The following is an 18,700-nucleotide window of genomic DNA, read 5'->3' as shown; positions in this document are numbered from 1 at the left end:
CTTGTAATATTCAGAATGTAATTCGAAAAAATGAAGTAACTTTACATTCTCTTTTATAAAAAAGTTAGAGCATTATATGTATTTAATTTTTGACACAGAAACAACCGGTTTACCAAAAAATTTCAACGCTCCGCTTTCAGATTCGGATAACTGGCCGAGAATGGTACAGATTGCCTGGCAGCTGCACGATGATGACGGGAACTTGATTGAAAACCAGGATTATATAATAAAACCTGAAGGGTATGATATTCCCTTCAACGCAGCTAGGATTCACGGGATTACCACGAAAATTGCCAATGAGGAAGGACGAGATCTTCAGGAGATTTTGGAAGAATTTTCCAAAGTTTTGGAAAAGGTAAGAGTGGTTTCCGGGCATAATGTAGAGTTCGACTATAATATTGTAGGAGCAGAATTTTACAGGAAGAATCTTAAAGACAATCTCCAGGAAAAGCCCAAAGCGGATACCATGATTTTGGGTACCGACTTCTGTCAGCTTGGTGGAGGTCGTGGAGGAAGATTTAAACCTCCGAAACTTGAAGAGCTTTATGAGAAGCTTTACGGAAGTAAGTTTGATGAAGCCCATAATGCTGCAGCCGATGTTAATGCAACGGCCAGAGCTTTCTTCGAAATGGTAAGAATTGGGGTGGTTCCTGCAGAAACATTAAAGATTTCGGAAGACCAGCTGGCTTATTTCAAGAGTCTTTACCCGGGTCCGATAAAGCCTTTCAATATTGTTATCAGAAGGCAGGTTGCTGATTTTCATAATAAGAAAAAGCAACAGGATTTTGGAAGCATTGATGAAATTGATTTAGGTAAATATTTCAATTTTGATAACCATAGTGTTTTCTCTACACTTACAGCTACTTCAAGTATCAATGATCTGATTAAAAAAGCTTCTGATGAAAACTTTCCAGCTGTCGGAATGGTGGATCTCGGAAATATGATGGGAGCTTTTAAGTTCGTTTCAGCAGTGGAAGGGGCTAATGCAGACAGAGCGAAAAAACATAAAGAATATCTTGCTAAAAAACAGGAAGCAGAAGAAAACGGAACAGAATTTAATGAAGAAGAACCTGTTTCAGAACCGCTTATTCCTGTCGTGGGGTGTGAATTTTATATTTCAGACCGTTACGAGCAAAAGCAGTTTACCAAGGATGATCCTGACAGGAGAACGCAGGTAGTGCTTCTGGCAAAAGATTTTAACGGGTATAAAAACCTGGCAAAGCTTTCCAGTATTGGTTTCCTTAAAGGATTCTATTTTGGAGTTCCAAGGGTAAGCCGTGAACTGATTGCCCAGTATAAAGAAGGAGTTATAGCTTTAACTTCCGGGATTATGGGAGATATTCCTGATGCCATCTTAAATACCGGTGAACAGAAAGGGGAAGAGCTTTTCAAATGGTGGAAAGATACTTTTGAAGATGATTTCTATGTCCAGATTCAGAATCATAAACTGCCTGAAGAAGAGCATTTGAATGAAGTGCTTTTATATCTGGCGGATAAGTATAATGTCAAAATCTTAGCTCAGAACGAGACTTTTTACACCAATAAAGATGATGCCAATATCCAGGATATTGTAAGCTGTATCAAAGATGGTGAAAAACTCACAACACCTATCGGAAAAGGATTTGGAAAACGAAGAGGGCTGGCGACAGGTGAGTATTACATCAAGAATTCTGATGAGATAAAAGAAGCCTTTTTAGCTTATCCGGATGCATTTGATGCTTATGAAGAATTTACGGCAAAATTTAAACCTTATACCTTAAAAAGAGATGTACTCCTGCCGAAGTTTGATATTCCCGAAGAATTTATCCATGCAGAGGATGAGGCAGACGGAGGGAAAAGAGGAGAGATGGCTTATTTGACGCATCTTACCTATGAAGGGGCAAAAAACAGATATGGAGCAGATGGTATTACTGAAGAAATTAAGGAACGTCTTGACTTTGAGCTTGAAGTAATTGCCAATACCGGTTATCCTGGATACTTCCTTATTGTACAGGATTTCTGTAATGAAGCCCGTAAAATGGGCGTTTGGGTTGGTCCGGGAAGGGGTTCCGCTGCAGGATCTGCAGTAGCTTACTGTATTGGAATTACCAATGTAGACCCTATTAAATACGACCTCCTTTTTGAGAGGTTCCTGAACCCGGAAAGGGTATCTATGCCCGATATTGATATTGATTTTGATGATGAAGGAAGAGACAGGGTTATCAAGTGGGTAATTGAAAAATACGGACAGAGTCAGGTAGCACAGATTATTACCTATTCTGTACTTGGAGGGAAGTCTGCGATTAAAGATGCCGGAAGAGTACTGGATGTTCCGATTCCGGATACGAATAATATTGCCAAGCTGATTCCTTCCACACCCGGAATGAATATTGCCAAAGCTTTGGCGAAATATGATAAACTAAAGCCGGAAGAACAGATGCTCGTTGATGAAATGAGGTACGTTCTGGAGAGTCCGGATGATTCGCGGCACGGTGTTCTGGCCAGTGCTAAAAAGATGGAAGGCTGTATCAGAAATACCGGAATTCACGCCTGTGGGGTGATCATCACACCTGAAGATGTGAGTAATCTGGTTCCTGTGACGATTGCAGCCAAAGATGCTGATATCCTGGTGTCTCAGTTTGACAACTCGGTGGCGGAAAGTGCAGGCCTTCTGAAGATGGACTTTTTAGGACTCAGAACACTGACGATCATTAAAGATGCTTTAAAACTGGTGAAGGCACGGCATGGAGTAGATATTGATCCGGATCTTATTCCGCTTGATGATGCCAAAACCTATCAGTTATTTAAAGAAGGAAGAACAGTAGGGATTTTCCAGTATGAAAGTCCCGGCATGCAAAAGTATATGAGGGAGCTTAAACCAACGGTTTTTGCCGACCTTATTGCAATGAATGCTTTGTACCGTCCGGGCCCGATTAAATATATTCCAAACTTTATCAACAGAAAGCATGGAATTGAAGAAATCGTCTATGACTTACCGGAAACGGAAGAATATTTAAAAGAAACATACGGGATTACCGTTTATCAGGAGCAGGTAATGCTTTTATCCCAGAAGCTGGCCAATTTTACCAAAGGTGAGGCTGATACGCTAAGGAAAGCAATGGGTAAAAAGCAGATTGACGTTCTGAATAAAATGTACCCGAAATTCATTGAAGGTGGCCGTAAAAACAACCTGAATGAAGAGAGACTGGAGAAAATCTGGAATGACTGGAAAGCCTTTGCAGAATATGCCTTCAATAAGTCTCACTCAACATGTTATGCCTTTATCGCTTATCAGACCGCTTATTTAAAAGCCAATTACCCGGCAGAATACATGGCGAGTGTGATGAGTAACAACATTAACAATACGGATTCAATTACCATGTTCATGGAAGATTGTAAAAGTATGGGAGTAGATGTATTAGGTCCTGATGTTAATGAATCTCAATATAAATTCTCAGTAAACGAAAAAGGACAGATCCGTTTTGGGTTGGGAGCGATTAAGGGAATTGGTGAAGGCCCAAGTGAGGCGATCACCAGAGAAAGGGAAAACGGAAGATTCAAAAATATTTACGATTTCTTTGAAAGAATTTTACCTTCCCAGATGAACAAGAGGGTAGCGGAGAGTTTGGTGCTTGCCGGTGCATTTGATGAGCTGGATTCTTTCCACAGAGGTCAGTATTTTGATATTGATATGGCCGGGAAAACCAACCTGGAAAGACTGATCAGATACGGGCAAAGCTTCCAGGAAAGTAAAAATGAGATGGAACACTCGTTATTTGCAGATTTTGCGGAAGAAGTTCAGATTGAGCAGCCTAAACTTGCACCATGTCCTGAATGGCCTAATATGCATAAGCTCAATAAAGAAAAAGAGATTATTGGTTTCTACCTTTCTGCACATCCGCTGGATGAATTTAAATATCAGTTCCAGTTTATGCAGGGGCAGCTTTCCAAGAAAGCGGTCCTGGAAAAAGGAGTGGAGGAGAAAATCGTTACAGATGAAGCTCCTGTTCTTGAGCCTGATTCCCAGGATGATGCTGTTGATTTAAGCGAGATTGTTTCTGATGATTTGTCAGTGGGAGAAGAAGAAGTTATAGAAGAAGTGACCAAAAAAGCAGAACCCAAAGGAAATTTCCTGTTCCTGAATCTCGATGAGGTGGATGCTTACAAAGAGCAGGCTTTTGCCAACAAGCAGGAGGAATTGTTTGAAGAGAAAAAGAAAGACTGGAAAACCCTTCAGAAAGAAAGAGAAAATGGCGGCGGAGGAAAAGAGTATACTGTAGCCGGCCTTATTACGGAATACAGAGTTCAGGATGGTTTCAGAAGTGGTGAGAAAGTGGCTTTTGTTACGCTGGAAGACTATTCCGGGTCATATTCATTCAGGTTGGGAGACAGGGATTATATGAGACTGAAGGAAAAACTGGAAGTTCAGAGATTTGTTATTTTTAAAATAAAATTTGCCCAGGTGAAAGACGGAAGAGTCTTTGTTAATGTAGTTGACGTTATAGAGCTTCAGGAAGCATTCGAAAGATTTGCAAAAAGTATATCGCTTGTGATGGATGTAATGGATGTAAGACCTGAAGACCTTGATTTTTTCAGGACAGTTCTGGATAGGAATAAAGGAAATCAAAAACTGAAGTTCTTTATTAAAAACCTTGAAGATGATTCCCATATCGAAGTGCAGTCTATGAAACATTCAGTTGATCTGAACGGAGATCTGATTAAAGAAATTCAGTTATTGAATAAATATGAGTTTTATTTGAATTAGTATATAAATAAAATATGAATATAAAAGAGTGGCTTAGGTCACTCTTTTTTTTTTTTGCATATTGAGGGTGTTTATGAAAAAAAATTAACGTGTTTTTATGTTAATTAGAAAAATTTTCTGAAGTCTATTTTAATAGTATGGTAATTAAAATATTGATTGTCAGTTATTTGTTATTTTTCAACATATTGCGAAATAAATATCAAAATTAAATAAACGTTTGATTTTATTGTGTCTTTATGTTCTTTTTATTTGTTTTTATTTAAAATTTTATGATATTTTTTAGTGTTTTATTTAAAATTTAAATTAATATTTATACATTTACCGCCCTAACTTTTATTATTACTATATTTATGAAGAAATTACTACTTTCGTGTCTGGCTTCTTTAAGTATGGGAGTCTATGCACAAACCAACGTTGCCAACTATACTTTTTCTAAAAGTACGGGGGTGACTTACACCTCAATTACGGGAGGGACAAAATTATTTCCGGTAGGAAATAATACAACTTATGATAATGACGTATCTGCGGCAATCCCTCTTTCTTCCCCTTTTAATTTTGGAGGTGTTGCCATGACTACATGTTATGTGAGTGCTAATGGATTTATAGCCTTTGGAGCTGCGCCTTCAGGGACAAATTATACTCCTTTATCATCTCTGGGCTCAACAACAGGAGCTATTTCAGCCTTTGGGCAGGATGGTGGTTTTTCATCATCAGATACAACACAGCCACCCGGAAATCATGAAGTAAGATATGAGGATCTGGGAACTGAGTTTGTTGTACAGTGGCAGGATCATGCCAATTACAGCAACAGATCTACTGAAAGGTTGAATTTTCAGATCCGTCTTGTGTATGCTACCGGAGAAATCAAAATCATATATGGAAACTGTACAGATCCTGGAACCAGTACTTCCAACAGTACACCTCAGGTAGGAATAAGAGGAAATAGTACTACCTACGCTTCCAATGTAAACTCTCTGATGATTGGAAATGTACCTTCCGGTACTACCTGTGATTGGTCTAAAGCTGTTACCGGTAGTGCTAATAGCAGCACTATGCTTTTCTCCAGTACAACCAATGCAAGTGTTAAAATTCCGGCCGGACTGCAGTATAAATGGACTCCAGGCACGCAGGCGCCAGTGAGAACTTTTGCTGCTGCAACTGCAATTGCTAATAATGCCGCGACAATCAACTGGACCGCTCCAACAGGTGCAACGGCTTACAATGTTCAGTACAGAGCGGTGGGAAGCTGTGACTGGACTGACTTCGTTGGTAATCCGGTTTCTGCTACTTCTGCCACAATTACAGGGCTGGCTCAGAATACAACGTATCAGGTACAGGTGCAGGCTTTAAATGGTTCGGTGCAATCTGTTTACTCTCATATTCCAAATGCTGCAGGAACAGGAAGCGGTTATGCTTCTGCAGGATCTTTTACAACATTGGCCAACTGTGCAAGTACAGTTACTGGTCTTTCGTCTTCTGCTTTAACTCCTGAAACTGCAACGATAAGCTGGACTGCTTCAACAACGCCGCCAGGTAACGGATATGAATATTATTATTCTACATCTTCCACAACACCTGTTTCAACGGCTACTCCTTCAGGTTCTGTAGGTGCCGGAATAACAACCGCAGATTTATCCGGTCTGACGCCTTCAACTCAGTATTATTATTGGGTGAGAGGAAATTGTAACGGAACAGATAAAGGAGTATGGTCAAGTTCAGCCAACTTTACAACATTAGGTCTTTGTCCTACCGTTACCGCTCCGGCATCCAGTGCTACAGGAGTAAGTGTAACCCCTACAATAACATGGAATGCTGTAAATGGAGCTACAGGCTACAAGTTAAAAGTTGGAACAACTTCAGGAGGAAATGATATTTTAGATACGGATATTGCTGGTGGAGCTAATACATCTTATACTTTCACTTCTCCTTTAAATTTTTCAACAGCTTATTATTACTCTGTTACTGCATATACAGCTAATATTACAGGGCCGGCTACAGCATGTACGGTAAGGTCTTTCCAGACAATATGTAATTCTACCAACTTACCCTATACTTTAGACTTTGAAAATGTTACGACGCCTGCTTTACCTATCTGTACAACAGTTGTTAATAATGGTTCTGGAAATCTATGGAAAACAGCGACCGGACCAACTGGCTTTACAGGAAAAGTACTTAACTACTCATACAACAGCAGTAATGCTGCTAATACGTGGTTCTTTACACAAGGGCTGAACCTTACAGCCGGAGTTAGCTACAGAATCAAATATAAATATGCAAATTCAACAGGAACAACACAGTATCCTGAAAAATTAAAAGTTGCTTACGGATCTTCAGCTACAGGTGCAGCGATGACAAATACTTTAGCTGATTACCCTAATATTACCGGTGGAACTGCCACAAGTGCTTTCGTAGACTTTACACCAGGTGCAACGGGAGTTTATTATTTCGGATTCCAGGCTTATTCTGCTGCGGATATGAACCAGATTTATGTTGATGATATTTATATAGATGTTACCCCTACTTGTTCAGAGCCATCAGGTGTTACTGTTTCTGCTGTTACAAACGGTGGCGCAACTGTTTCTTGGACTGCTCCTGCTGTAGCTCCTGGAAATGGATATGAATATTATTATTCTACAAGCAATACTGCTCCTACAGCTTCTACAACTGCTTCGGGAACCAGTACTACAGCTTCAGTGCCTTTATCCGGCTTATCGGCTTCTACAACCTATTATGTTTGGGTGAGATCTGTATGCAGCGCTTCTGACAAGAGTGTCTGGACTTCTCCGGCAACTGCTTTTACTACACTTTGTAACGCAGTAACAGCTCCTTTCTCTCAAAACTTTGATGCGGGAGTTGCTCCAAGCTGCTGGAATAATGTAAATCCTACGGCAACTACTACTGATGCGAATCTTTTCTGGAAATTCTCAGGATCAGCAGATTATGGTGCCAATACAGCTAACAATGGAAAACCGGCAGGTACTTATGCCTGGGTAGATGCAAGTTCACCATATAGCGGAGCAGGAGTCAATACAGTACAATTGGTTACTCCTTCTGTGAATCTGGCAGGATTAACTGCACCACTTGTTTCTTTTGACTGGTTTAAAAATCATTCAACATCAACATCTACTACGGTTTCTCCATCTACTTATGACAACAATAAACTTACTGTAGAGGTGAATGATGGAAATGGCTGGGTAGTGATCTTTAGTGATAATACAAACCTGAATCAATGGAGAACAGTTGCTGTTCCTTTAGCTGCTTCCTATATCGGGGCTACTATTCAGGTAAGGTTTACTGTAAATAAAAATGTAAATGGTAACGGATACTTCTATGATGATGTTCTTTTAGATAATGTTGAAATAAAACAAAATCCTAATTTGGGAACCTCTGAAACTGCTGTGAAAGAGAATAATATTAATGTATATCCGAATCCGTTTACTGATACATTAACAATTTCTGATGTTTCTAAGGTACAGTCCGTTTCAATTGTTGATGTTTCCGGAAGATTGATTAAGACAATTGAAAAACCATCTTCTGAACTTCAGTTGAGAGATCTGAAAGAAGGATTATATCTGGTTGTTTTAAATATGAAAGACGGATCTAAGCAAACAATTAAAGCAATTAAAAGATAAGTGACTTTTAAATGATATGAAAAAAGGACTGCTCAAACTGGGCAGTCTTTTTTTATAGGTGGAATTGTCTTTTGTTGAAGGGAAATTTGTATTTGTTGTCATATTATGAATAAATTATTTTTTTTATTACTGATTTTCACTAGATTTGATTAACTAATACTGTTTTATATGAGAAACTTTTTACTTGTTGGTTTTTTTATAGCCGGCTTTTTATCCTCCGCCCAAACTTACTGTATACCTCAGTTTGCCAGTGGCTGTGATGGAGGGGACATGATAGATTCTTTTAAAATTCCGGGTGCCGGATTTGATCATTCGAATACAGGATGCTCTACGGATGCATACGGGGATTACACTTCTATGACAATCAACCTGAATGCAGGTTTGAGTTATGATTTTAGCGTTAAACATAATTACAGTGATCAGAATGTACGCATCTGGATAGATTTTAATAATGACGGAACTTTTGATGATGCAGCTCCGGAGCTTGTAGCTTCTGCAAGCAGTACTTTTGTAGGTGGAAACAATATTACTTCGGGACTTATAGCGATTCCTTCCACCGTTACTCCCGGTACTTACAGAATGAGGGTAGGTGACCGTTATTCGAGTGATCCTATTCCTTGTAATATGGATGGATATGGAGAAGCCCATGATTATACAGTAGTAATTGGCGCGGTTCCAACCTGTTTTGCTCCTTCTGCCGTAACTGTTTCTGCCGTAACGGCGAATTCAGCCCAGATTGGATGGACAGCTCCGTCTTCTGCTCCGGGCATTGGTTATGAATATTACTATTCAACTTCCAGTACCTATCCTCCTGCTACTACCGTAGCTTCCGGAACAAGCACCGGACTGACTGCCAATCTGCCTTCACTTGCACCGGCAACTACTTATTATGTATGGGTACGTTCTGTATGTACTGCTACAGATAAAAGTACGTGGTCTCAAATGGCTACATTTATGACATCCTGCGTTGCAGTAGGAGTACCATATACCCTGAATTTCGAAAGTATAACTCCTCCTGACCTGCCGAACTGTACCTCAGTGGTTAATGACGGCTCAGGAAACATGTGGGAAACAGATGACCTGGATGCACAAGGATTTACAGGAAATGTACTTAAGTATTCTTATGACTATGCCAATAGTGCTGATACATGGTTCTTCACGAATGGAATTAACCTTACCGCTGGAGTTACCTACAGGATAAAATATAAATATGCAAATGCAGAAGGAGTTGTGTACGCTGAAAAGTTAAAAGTAGCTTACGGCACTTCCGCTACAGGTGCAGGAATGACCAATACATTGGCAGATTACCCGAATATTGTCACCAGTGCGGCAACAAGTGCTTTTGTAAATTTCACACCAGCTTCTACAGGAGTCTATTATTTTGGGTTCCAGGCCTATTCTGATGCTAATATGAATAAATTATATGTGGATGATATCAATATAGATGTGGCACCGGCTTGTAGTGAACCTAGCGCATTAGTCATTTCCAATCTTAGTGCAGCTGGAGCTACAGTTTCCTGGACAGGAGCAACTCCCGTCCCTGCGAACGGATATGATATCTATTACAGTACAACCAATACAGCACCTACATCAACAAGTACACCTAATTTCACAGGAATTACTGCGACTACCTATAATATTCCTAGCTTAACAGCTTCTACTGCTTATTATGTATGGGTAAGATCCGCATGCAGTGCCACCAGTAAAAGTGTATGGAGTGAGTCGGCTTCATTTACAACATTATGTTCAAGCTCCGGCCTTCCTTATACTGTAGATTTTGAAAATGTTACTGTTCCGGCGCTTCCGGGCTGTACAACGAATGTTAATGCGGGAACAGGAAATAATTGGGAAACGTCAGATCCACCTTCTGACAGCCAGGGATTCACGACTAATGTATTGAAATATCATTATAACTCTTCCAGCGCTGCCAATACCTGGTTCTTTACACAAGGACTGAATTTAACGGCAGGAGTACAGTATACCATCAGCTATAAGTATGGTAATAACTCATCAACCTATGTTGAAAAATTGAAAGTAGCCTATGGAACTTCACCGGATGCAGCAGCGATGACAGGTTCTGTAGCAGATTATCCTTCAATCAATGATGGAGTTGCCCATACGGAGTCTGTGACATTTACAGTTCCTGTAACAGGCGTGTATTTCTTTGGATTTAATGCCTATTCAGATTCTGACCAGTATTATCTGTATATTGATGATATTAGTATTAACAATGCGAACCTTGCAACATCTGAAGTTGCTGTGGCAAAAAATACAATCCAGGTTTATCCTAATCCGTTTACAGATGTTTTGAATATCTCTGACAGTAAGAATGTAAAAAATATATCGGTAACAGATGCTGCAGGAAGATTGGTGAAAACTATGACAAACCCTGAATCTGCGATCCATTTAAAGGATTTAATGCAAGGTGTCTATTGGGTAACTCTTGAAATGAAGGACGGGACCAAGCAGACCATTAAAGCAATTAAAAAGTAACTAATCATTTAAATAAAAAGAGAATGACGGGTCACATTGACCCGTCATTTTTATTGGTAAATGATTTATTTAGATGTTAATTGATCAAAAAAGATGAGTGAAATAATTTCACTCATCTTTTTTATTTTATCATGATGATCATCTATTATGAATTATTTATTACCCATTACTTGTCATTTGTTGGGCACCGGCTGTATATCTCCCTTATTCATAAGATCAAAAACAGTAGGGAAGAACATTACTAAGATAAAGTAAATGATGATCATCAGCACTACCAGTGCAAAAAGAATAATCACTAGGCTATTGGGTCTGTTTTTCTTTTTCGGTTCCATGATTTCGTGGTATTTGGTGAATATTTTACTTATATCAAATATTAAGCTAATTTCTTGCCACATTTCTTGCAATACCTTGCGTCATCATCAATGTCATCATTGCCACACCGTTCACATACCATTTCCAGGTTCTGTCTTTTGTTTCTCATTTCCGCTGTTACAATACCGGTAGGAACTGCGATAATGGAATAACCGGCAAGCATCAGAACAACTGCAAAAAACTTTCCTAAAGGCGTAATAGGAGACACATCACCATATCCTACGGTGGTTACCGTAACCACTGCCCAGTAGATGGATTGCGGTATCGTTTCAAAGCCTTCTCTTCCGCCTTCCACCATAAACATAAGCGAACCTACAATAACGGAGAAAATGATCAGAAACAGAAGGAATATGTAAATTTTTCTCGAACTGTTCTTTAAAGCCCTTACAATTAAGTAACCGTCATTCATAAAATCCAGCAAATTGAAAATCCTGAATATCCTCAGCATTCTCAGCATTCTGAAGATCAGGAAATATTTGGTGACAGGGAAGAAAAAGCTGAGGTAAAAAGGTACAAGGGCAAGGAAGTCTATAATTCCGAAAAAACTGAATATATAATTACGTTTATTTTTTACTACAGCAATCCGCATAGAATATTCAACAGTAAAAAAAATCGAGATTACCCATTCAAGGATCAGAAAGGTATAATGGAATCTTTTATCAAGCTTAGGCACGCTTTCCATCATAATAATGGCAGTACTTACAAGAATTAAAGATAATAATATGATGTCGAAGAGTTTTCCAAGCTTTGTATCGGAGCGATAAATTATCCTGTAAAGGTATCTTTTCCAAAGTTTATCCTCAGGAACAAGATTATGTTCTCTTTCCATTTCTATAGGGTTATTTCACAGCGAAGTTAATAATTTCTGCAAAGTATAGGGTAAATATATGATTGTTAAAAGAATCCTGCAAATGTTAATGAATTTTCTGTCATTAAAAAGTGAATTATTTATACTTAATTACATGTTTTTCAATGTGTTATATTTAGTAAAATACGAATAAAATATGACATATAAAAATGTTTTTTTTAACATTTTTATGGGTCAAGTTTGTAATTTTATTCTACAAAAGCTTTATATCATGAGAAAAATTTTAACCTTGTTTATGCTGTTTTTGATAAGCAGTTTTATGTATGGTCAGGTTGGGATTAATACTACCGCGCCGAATGGTGCTTCAGTACTGGATATAGTTTCCAACCAGAAAGGAATTCTTATTCCTCGTCTTACCGATACCGACCGGGATACTTACCTGGCTGATAATAATGCTTCCACAGTACCTCCTGCAGGTGTTGTAAATGCTAACCTTACTGCAGGAACCCTTATTTTTAATACGACAACGAATAACTTCCAGTATTGGGATGGTACCCTCTGGAGACAGCTTTTTGTTCCCACATCTTCTCAGGCTGGTAACGACGGTGTCGTTAAAATAAATTCTGGAAACGCAAATGTAAAACCCTCATTCAGTTTAAGTGCAGCAGGAAGCGGCTATGGCCCGAGACAACAGGTGCTTTATGCCACACCGCTGGTCTTTGCGCCAAGCCCTACTACAAGCTGGCCGGAAACAACGGTTCCATTTCCGGGAGTTACAAGTAATATTTATGTCTCGGCCACCGGTAAATGGAGGGAAAATGAAATTTACGGGCAAGTACACATCTGGAGAGCCATTGCTACAATTACTCCAGGGTCCAATTCATCAGGATCAATAAAAGCTACTTTTAAAAATCCTGATTCCGGTTTTGAAATTAACTCTATCCAGCTGGTTCCAAGCGGTTCTAGTGGAACAGGTAACATTCTTACCTTTTATTTCTATACCATTGCAGACCCTGCGAGTCTTGATCCGGGCAGAGGCTACCAGCTTTTTATGGAGTCTGATATAAACTGCGGTGTAGTAATAGAATCCTTTACCAGAGTATCGCTTTTCAAAGATTAACAGCCTTTTTTATTCTTTTAATATCAAAATGAAACCGGCCGATGAAAGCCGGTTTTTTTATTGCTGCAGAAAATTTTCCGGATTTTTAGTAAAATTAATATCTTCGCTGCAACCGTAAAATATAAAGTAATGAAACTAAAAACTGTAATTGCAAAGATAGAAGAGGAAATAAGGATCAGACAGGCAGAAGATTTTGATAATGTAGGGTTGCTGTGTGGTGTTTATGACCGCGATGTATCCGGAATTCTGGTATGCCATGATGCACTGGAGAATGTGGTAGATGAGGCGGTTGCAAGAAACTGTAATCTGATTGTATGTTTTCATCCTATTATATTTTCCGGATTAAAATCCTTAACAGGAAAAAACTATGTGGAAAGAGCTGTTTTAAAGGCTATTGAAAATAAAGTGGCGATTTATGCCGTTCATACCGCATTTGATAATGATTTCTTTGGGGTAAACCATGGAATTTGCAGCCAGCTGGGACTGAAGAATATGAAAATCCTTCAGCCAAAAGAAAATAATTTAAAACAATTAACGGTCTTTGTACCCAAAGAATATTCAGGAAAAGTAAAAGAAGCTATGTTCTCAGCCGGTGCAGGCAATATCGGGTTTTATGACGAATGCAGTTTTACAGTGAACGGTAACGGGACATTCAGACCGGTGGAAGGATCAGATCCGTTTTCCGGACAGCAGGGAATTCGTGAAAATGCGGATGAAGACATGATCTCTGTAATTTTTGAAAGCTTTAAACAGGGCCAGATTGTAGGAGCGATGAAAGCGGCCCACCCTTACGAGGAAGTGGCTCACCAGATATACAGTCTGGACAATAAAAATCATTATGCCGGACTGGGAATGTACGGAGACCTGGAAGAAGAAATGGATGAAAAAGATTTCCTTGGATTTGTGAAAGAAAAGTTTGGCCTTGAAGTCATAAAACATTCGGCTTTCAATAATAAAAAAATCAAAAGAGTAGGGGTTCTGGGTGGCTCGGGAGCCAGTGGAATACGATCTGCAGCCGCCAAAAAATGTGATGCTTACCTTACCGGAGATCTTAAATACCATGACTATTTTCTGGCAGAGTCTAAAATGCTGATCTGTGATATAGGACATTATGAATCTGAACAATTTGTTACTCAACAATTATTTGAAATTTTATCACAAAAATTTAGTACATTTGCAATTTCAAAATCTATTGAAAAAACAAACCCAGTAAATTATTTCATTTAAATATGGCAAAAACCAACGATATTTCAGTTGAAGAAAAATTAAGAGCTTTATACGATTTACAGATCATTGATTCAAGATTGGATGAAATCCGAAATACTAGAGGAGAATTGCCAATTGAAGTTGAAGATCTTGAAATCGAGATTGAAGGTCTTGAAAAAAGAGCTGAAAAATTTCATGCAGATATCAAAGATCAGGAAGATCAGATCAAAACAAAGCATGAAGTGATTAACCATGCTAAAACTTTAATTGAGAAATACAAATCTCAGCAGGATAATGTAAGAAACAATAAAGAGTTTGAAGCATTAGGGAAGGAAATAGAATTCCAGGATCTGGAAATTCAGCTTGCTGAAAAAAGAATTAAAGAATTCGGAGCTAAAATTGCTCACAAAAACGAAACTTTAAGCGAACTGAATGCTAAGATCGACGATTTGAAAAGCCACTTGAAATTCAAAAAAGAAGAATTGGATGGCCTGATCTCTGAAACACAGAAAGAAGAAGAATATCTTCTGGAGCAGTCTAAAGAATTCGCAGCTAAAATCGATGAGAGATTACTGGCTTCTTACAACAGAATCAGAACAAACTCTATCAACGGTCTTGCTGTAGTAGGATTGGAAAGAGGAGCTCCAAAAGGATCTTTCTTCACGATTCCTCCTCAAAAGCAGATGGAAATTGCTCAGAGAAAGAAAATCATCATTGATGAGCACTCCGGGAAAATCCTTGTTGATGACGAGTTGGTAATGGAAGAAAACGAAAAAATGAAATCTGTAATTAAATTTTAGTTATTGATTTTATAACATACAAAAGCTGTTTCAGAAATGAAACAGCTTTTTTTATCTGAATGAATTGATCTAAACATAGCATGGATTCCTGCGAATGACAGTGATAGTGTTGTAATTGATTAAAAAACTGAATGATGGGAGTCAGTAGGAACGGGCTTTAGCCCGTTTAATCAAAAATAAGATATTCTCCATTGGCTTCAGCCAAAACCTATAAAAAAACCGCCTCAAAATGAAGCGGTTGATGATTTTTAATCATGATGATCATACATCTTATTGTACAAAGCAATAAACTTCTCTTTTACTGCTTTTCTTTTCAGTTTTAACGTTGGCGTAAGCAGTCCGCTTTCAATGCTCCATACTTCAGGGGTAAGCTCAATTTTTTTGATTTTCTCCCAGTTTCCAAGGTGTTCATTGATGCCTTCTATTTCTTTTTCAATTCTTTGCTTCAGTTCAGGACTTTTCGCAATCTCTTCCGGTGTAGAGCCGATATTCAGGTTGTTTCTCATGGCCCAGCTTTTTGCAAATTCGAAATCAGGCTGTACCAAAGCACATGGCATTTTTTCACCATCACCTACTACCATAATCTGCTCAATGAATTTAGAAGCTTTTGCTAAATTTTCAATAGTCTGGGGAGCAATATATTTTCCGCCTGAAGTCTTGAACATTTCTTTCTTACGGTCGGTAATCTGTAAAAATCCGTCACTGTCTATATGTCCGATATCGCCGGTTTTGAAGTATCCATCCTCTGTGAAGGCTTCTCTGGTCATTTCTTCATTCTGGAAATATCCTTTGAATACAGATGGGCCTTTAACGGTAATTTCCCCGTCTTCCTGTATTTTTACCTTTAAATTATCCAATGGAATCCCTACGGTTCCCACCTTCATCTTTTCAAAGCTGTTTACAGAAATTACCGGAGAAGTTTCTGTTAAACCATACCCCTCCAGAATAGGAATTCCTGCATTCTGGAACATTAAATTGAGTCTTGTGGACAATGCTGCGGATCCTGAAACCAAAGTCACAATTTCACCGCCTAAACCTTCTCTCCATTTGGAAAATACAAGTTTATCGGCTATAATTTCCTGAAGTCCGGATGGCTTTGAAATGGTTTTCTTTTTACTGATTAGGTTCAGTGCCCAGAAGAAGATTTTTGATTTCAGTCCTCCGGCAGAAGATCCTGTATTGTAAATTTTATCATATACTTTTTCTACCAGTCTTGGTACTACAGTCATGTAATGCGGCTTAACTTCTTTTACGTTTTCACCCATTTTTTCAATGCTTTCCGCGAAATAAAGGGAAAAACCGTTGTACTGATAAAGATAAAACAGCATTCTTTCAAAAATATGACAGATAGGAAGGAAGCTTAGTGCCCTGGCTTCTTTGTAATCAAAACTTCTCTTTTTGGGAATCCTCGGAATGGCTCCCAGGATGTTTGAAACAATATTATTATGGGTAAGCATTACCCCTTTAGGTCTTCCTGTAGTTCCGGAAGTATAGATGATGGTTGCAAGATCTTCCGTATTGATCGCATTGGAAAGATCATCCACTTCAATTTGTGTAGATTCATCCTTACCCAGATCCAGAATCTCTCTCCAGTTGGCCGCGCCACTGATGTTATCAAAAGTAAAAATTCCCTGTAAGCTCGGGATGTTGTGTTTTACTTTCATGACCTTATTCAACAGCTCCTTATCAGAAACAAAACAGTACTGAATTTCTGCATTATTAAAGATGAATTCATAATCCTCCGGAGAAATACTCGGATAAACCGGTACTGAAACAACCCCGATCTGAGAGAGCCCGAAATCCATAATTGCCCATTCTGTGCGGGAATTTGTAGTAATCAAAGCGATCTTGTCACCAGGCTTTATGCCCAGCTTCAGTAACCCTCTGGATATCTTATTTCCCTCATTAATAAACTCCTGCGTAGAAGTTTTTTTCCATTCACCATGATACTTCGTTACAAACATATCCGTTTTAGGATATTTTTCTAAAGCATAGTGCGGAATATCGAATAATCTCTTGATCGTCATGATTTTTTACATAATTTATAAAGAAATTTAAATATAAGCATTTTTTTTAATTGAAAACATCTGAAGCCAATAATTAGAAATTAGTTAAATGCTTACCATAATAATTTTCATCAAAAACAGCTCTGGTAGCCTCAATGGGAGGTTTATCCTTTCGATTGGTCTTTTATATAACTCCACAATTCCTGTGATATTTCAGTTTCAATCTGAGATCTTATTTTTTTGAATCCCGAAACAGGTAGCTCAGATCCTTAAACCTCTCAAAAATTGGTTTTTCTGTGCCTTTTTCCTGCTTTTAATTTATTTTTTCAGATTTGCTTAAAAAGTGTAAATTTACGGCTATCTAATTATTTTTTTTTATGGACTTTAATTTATCGGAAGAACAGCTGATGATTCAGCAGGCAGCAAGAGACTTTGCACAGAACGAACTTTTACCTGGAGTGATTGAAAGAGACCGTGACCAGAAATTCCCTGCAGAACAGGTGAAGAAAATGGGAGAAATGGGGCTTTTAGGAATGATGGTAGATCCAAAATACGGAGGTGCGGGTATGGACAGCGTTTCTTACGTGCTTGCCATGGAGGAAATTGCAAAAGTGGATGCTTCTGCAGCTGTTGTAATGTCTGTAAACAATTCATTGGTTTGTGCCGGTCTTGAAAAATTTGCTTCTGAAGAGCAAAAAGTAAAATATCTTACTCCACTGGCGAGCGGGCAGGTAATCGGAGCCTTTGCATTATCTGAGCCGGAAGCAGGTTCTGATGCAACTTCTCAGAAAACAACTGCTGAAGACAAAGGAGATTACTATCTTTTAAATGGTATCAAAAACTGGATCACAAACGGTGGTACAGCTACCTATTATATTGTCATTGCACAGACAGATCCTGAGAAAAAGCATAAAGGAATCAATGCTTTCATCGTAGAAAGAGGGTGGGAAGGTTTTGAAATCGGACCAAAAGAAGACAAATTAGGAATCAGAGGAAGTGATACACATTCTTTGATCTTTAATAACGTAAAAGTTCCAAAAGAGAACAGAATCGGTGAAGACGGATTCGGGTTCAACTTTGCAATGGCTGTACTGAACGGAGGAAGAATCGGTATTGCTTCCCAGGCTTTGGGTATTGCTTCAGGAGCTTACGAACTGGCACTGAAATATGCTAAAACAAGAAAAGCCTTCAAAACTGAGATCATCAACCACCAGGCTATCGCGTTCAAACTGGCAGATATGGCTACTCAGATCACTGCAGCAAGAATGTTATGCTTCAAGGCAGCTTGTGAAAAAGATGCGGGAAAAGATATTTCTGAAAGCGGAGCTATGGCAAAACTATACGCTTCTCAGGTAGCAATGGATACTACTATTGAAGCAGTACAGATCCACGGTGGATACGGATACGTGAAAGAATATCACGTAGAAAGATTAATGAGAGATGCAAAAATCACTCAGATCTATGAAGGAACTTCTGAAATCCAGAAAATTGTGATCTCAAGAAGCATCGCAAAATAACA

General features: G+C 38.6%; 10 protein-coding genes. 7 read left to right on the top strand and 3 right to left on the bottom strand.

Annotated elements, in window-relative coordinates; genetic code table 11:
• The first annotated feature begins 76 nt into the window (after positions 1-76).
• The 3 genes from dnaE to ACR1PO_RS13140 all read left to right on the top strand — a co-directional run bounded on the left by dnaE (position 77) and on the right by ACR1PO_RS13140 (position 10,869).
• A complete protein-coding gene (gene dnaE, locus ACR1PO_RS13150; protein WP_433987044.1) occupies positions 77-4,744 on the top strand; it encodes a DNA polymerase III subunit alpha in 4,668 nt (1,555 codons plus the stop codon).
• 350 nt (positions 4,745-5,094) lie between these two features.
• A complete protein-coding gene (locus ACR1PO_RS13145; protein WP_332389124.1) occupies positions 5,095-8,376 on the top strand; it encodes a fibronectin type III domain-containing protein in 3,282 nt (1,093 codons plus the stop codon).
• A 168-nt stretch (positions 8,377-8,544) separates the two neighbouring features.
• A complete protein-coding gene (locus tag ACR1PO_RS13140; RefSeq protein WP_433987043.1) occupies positions 8,545-10,869 on the top strand; it encodes a GEVED domain-containing protein in 2,325 nt (774 codons plus the stop codon).
• A 173-nt stretch (positions 10,870-11,042) separates the two neighbouring features.
• Here ACR1PO_RS13140 and ACR1PO_RS13135 read toward each other — a convergent pair whose 3' ends face one another.
• Positions 11,043-11,201, bottom strand: a complete 159-nt coding sequence (locus ACR1PO_RS13135) for a hypothetical protein (protein WP_374464677.1) — start codon at positions 11,199-11,201, stop codon at positions 11,043-11,045.
• 41 nt (positions 11,202-11,242) lie between these two features.
• Complete coding sequence (locus ACR1PO_RS13130) at positions 11,243-12,070, bottom strand: ion transporter (protein ID WP_374464678.1); 828 nt, start codon at positions 12,068-12,070, stop codon at positions 11,243-11,245.
• A gap of 250 nt (positions 12,071-12,320) precedes the next feature.
• On the opposite strand from ACR1PO_RS13130, the gene ACR1PO_RS13125 reads away from it, so the two are divergent.
• The 3 genes from ACR1PO_RS13125 to ACR1PO_RS13115 all read left to right on the top strand — a co-directional run bounded on the left by ACR1PO_RS13125 (position 12,321) and on the right by ACR1PO_RS13115 (position 15,175).
• Positions 12,321-13,169 (top strand): phage tail-like protein, encoded by an 849-nt coding sequence (locus tag ACR1PO_RS13125; protein WP_332389127.1) that lies wholly within the window; start codon positions 12,321-12,323, stop codon positions 13,167-13,169.
• Positions 13,170-13,298: 129 nt separating this feature from the next.
• A complete protein-coding gene (locus ACR1PO_RS13120) occupies positions 13,299-14,396 on the top strand; it encodes a Nif3-like dinuclear metal center hexameric protein (RefSeq protein WP_433987042.1) in 1,098 nt (365 codons plus the stop codon).
• Positions 14,397-14,398: 2 nt separating this feature from the next.
• Positions 14,399-15,175, top strand: coding sequence for a zinc ribbon domain-containing protein (locus tag ACR1PO_RS13115; protein ID WP_374464681.1), 777 nt, complete (start codon positions 14,399-14,401; stop codon positions 15,173-15,175).
• A 248-nt stretch (positions 15,176-15,423) separates the two neighbouring features.
• On the opposite strand, the gene ACR1PO_RS13110 is transcribed toward ACR1PO_RS13115, so the two are convergent.
• A complete protein-coding gene (locus ACR1PO_RS13110; RefSeq protein WP_433987041.1) occupies positions 15,424-17,202 on the bottom strand; it encodes an AMP-dependent synthetase/ligase in 1,779 nt (592 codons plus the stop codon).
• Between the two features lie 356 nt (positions 17,203-17,558).
• On the opposite strand from ACR1PO_RS13110, the gene ACR1PO_RS13105 reads away from it, so the two are divergent.
• Positions 17,559-18,698: an acyl-CoA dehydrogenase gene (locus tag ACR1PO_RS13105; RefSeq protein WP_433987040.1), complete on the top strand. Its 1,140-nt coding sequence runs from the start codon at positions 17,559-17,561 to the stop codon at positions 18,696-18,698.
• Positions 18,699-18,700 lie beyond the last annotated feature (2 nt).

Origin of the sequence: Chryseobacterium amylolyticum (assembly GCF_051011775.1) — a bacterium.
Lineage (GTDB): Bacteria > Bacteroidota > Bacteroidia > Flavobacteriales > Weeksellaceae > Chryseobacterium.
This window is presented reverse-complemented; position numbering and strand designations above follow the sequence as displayed.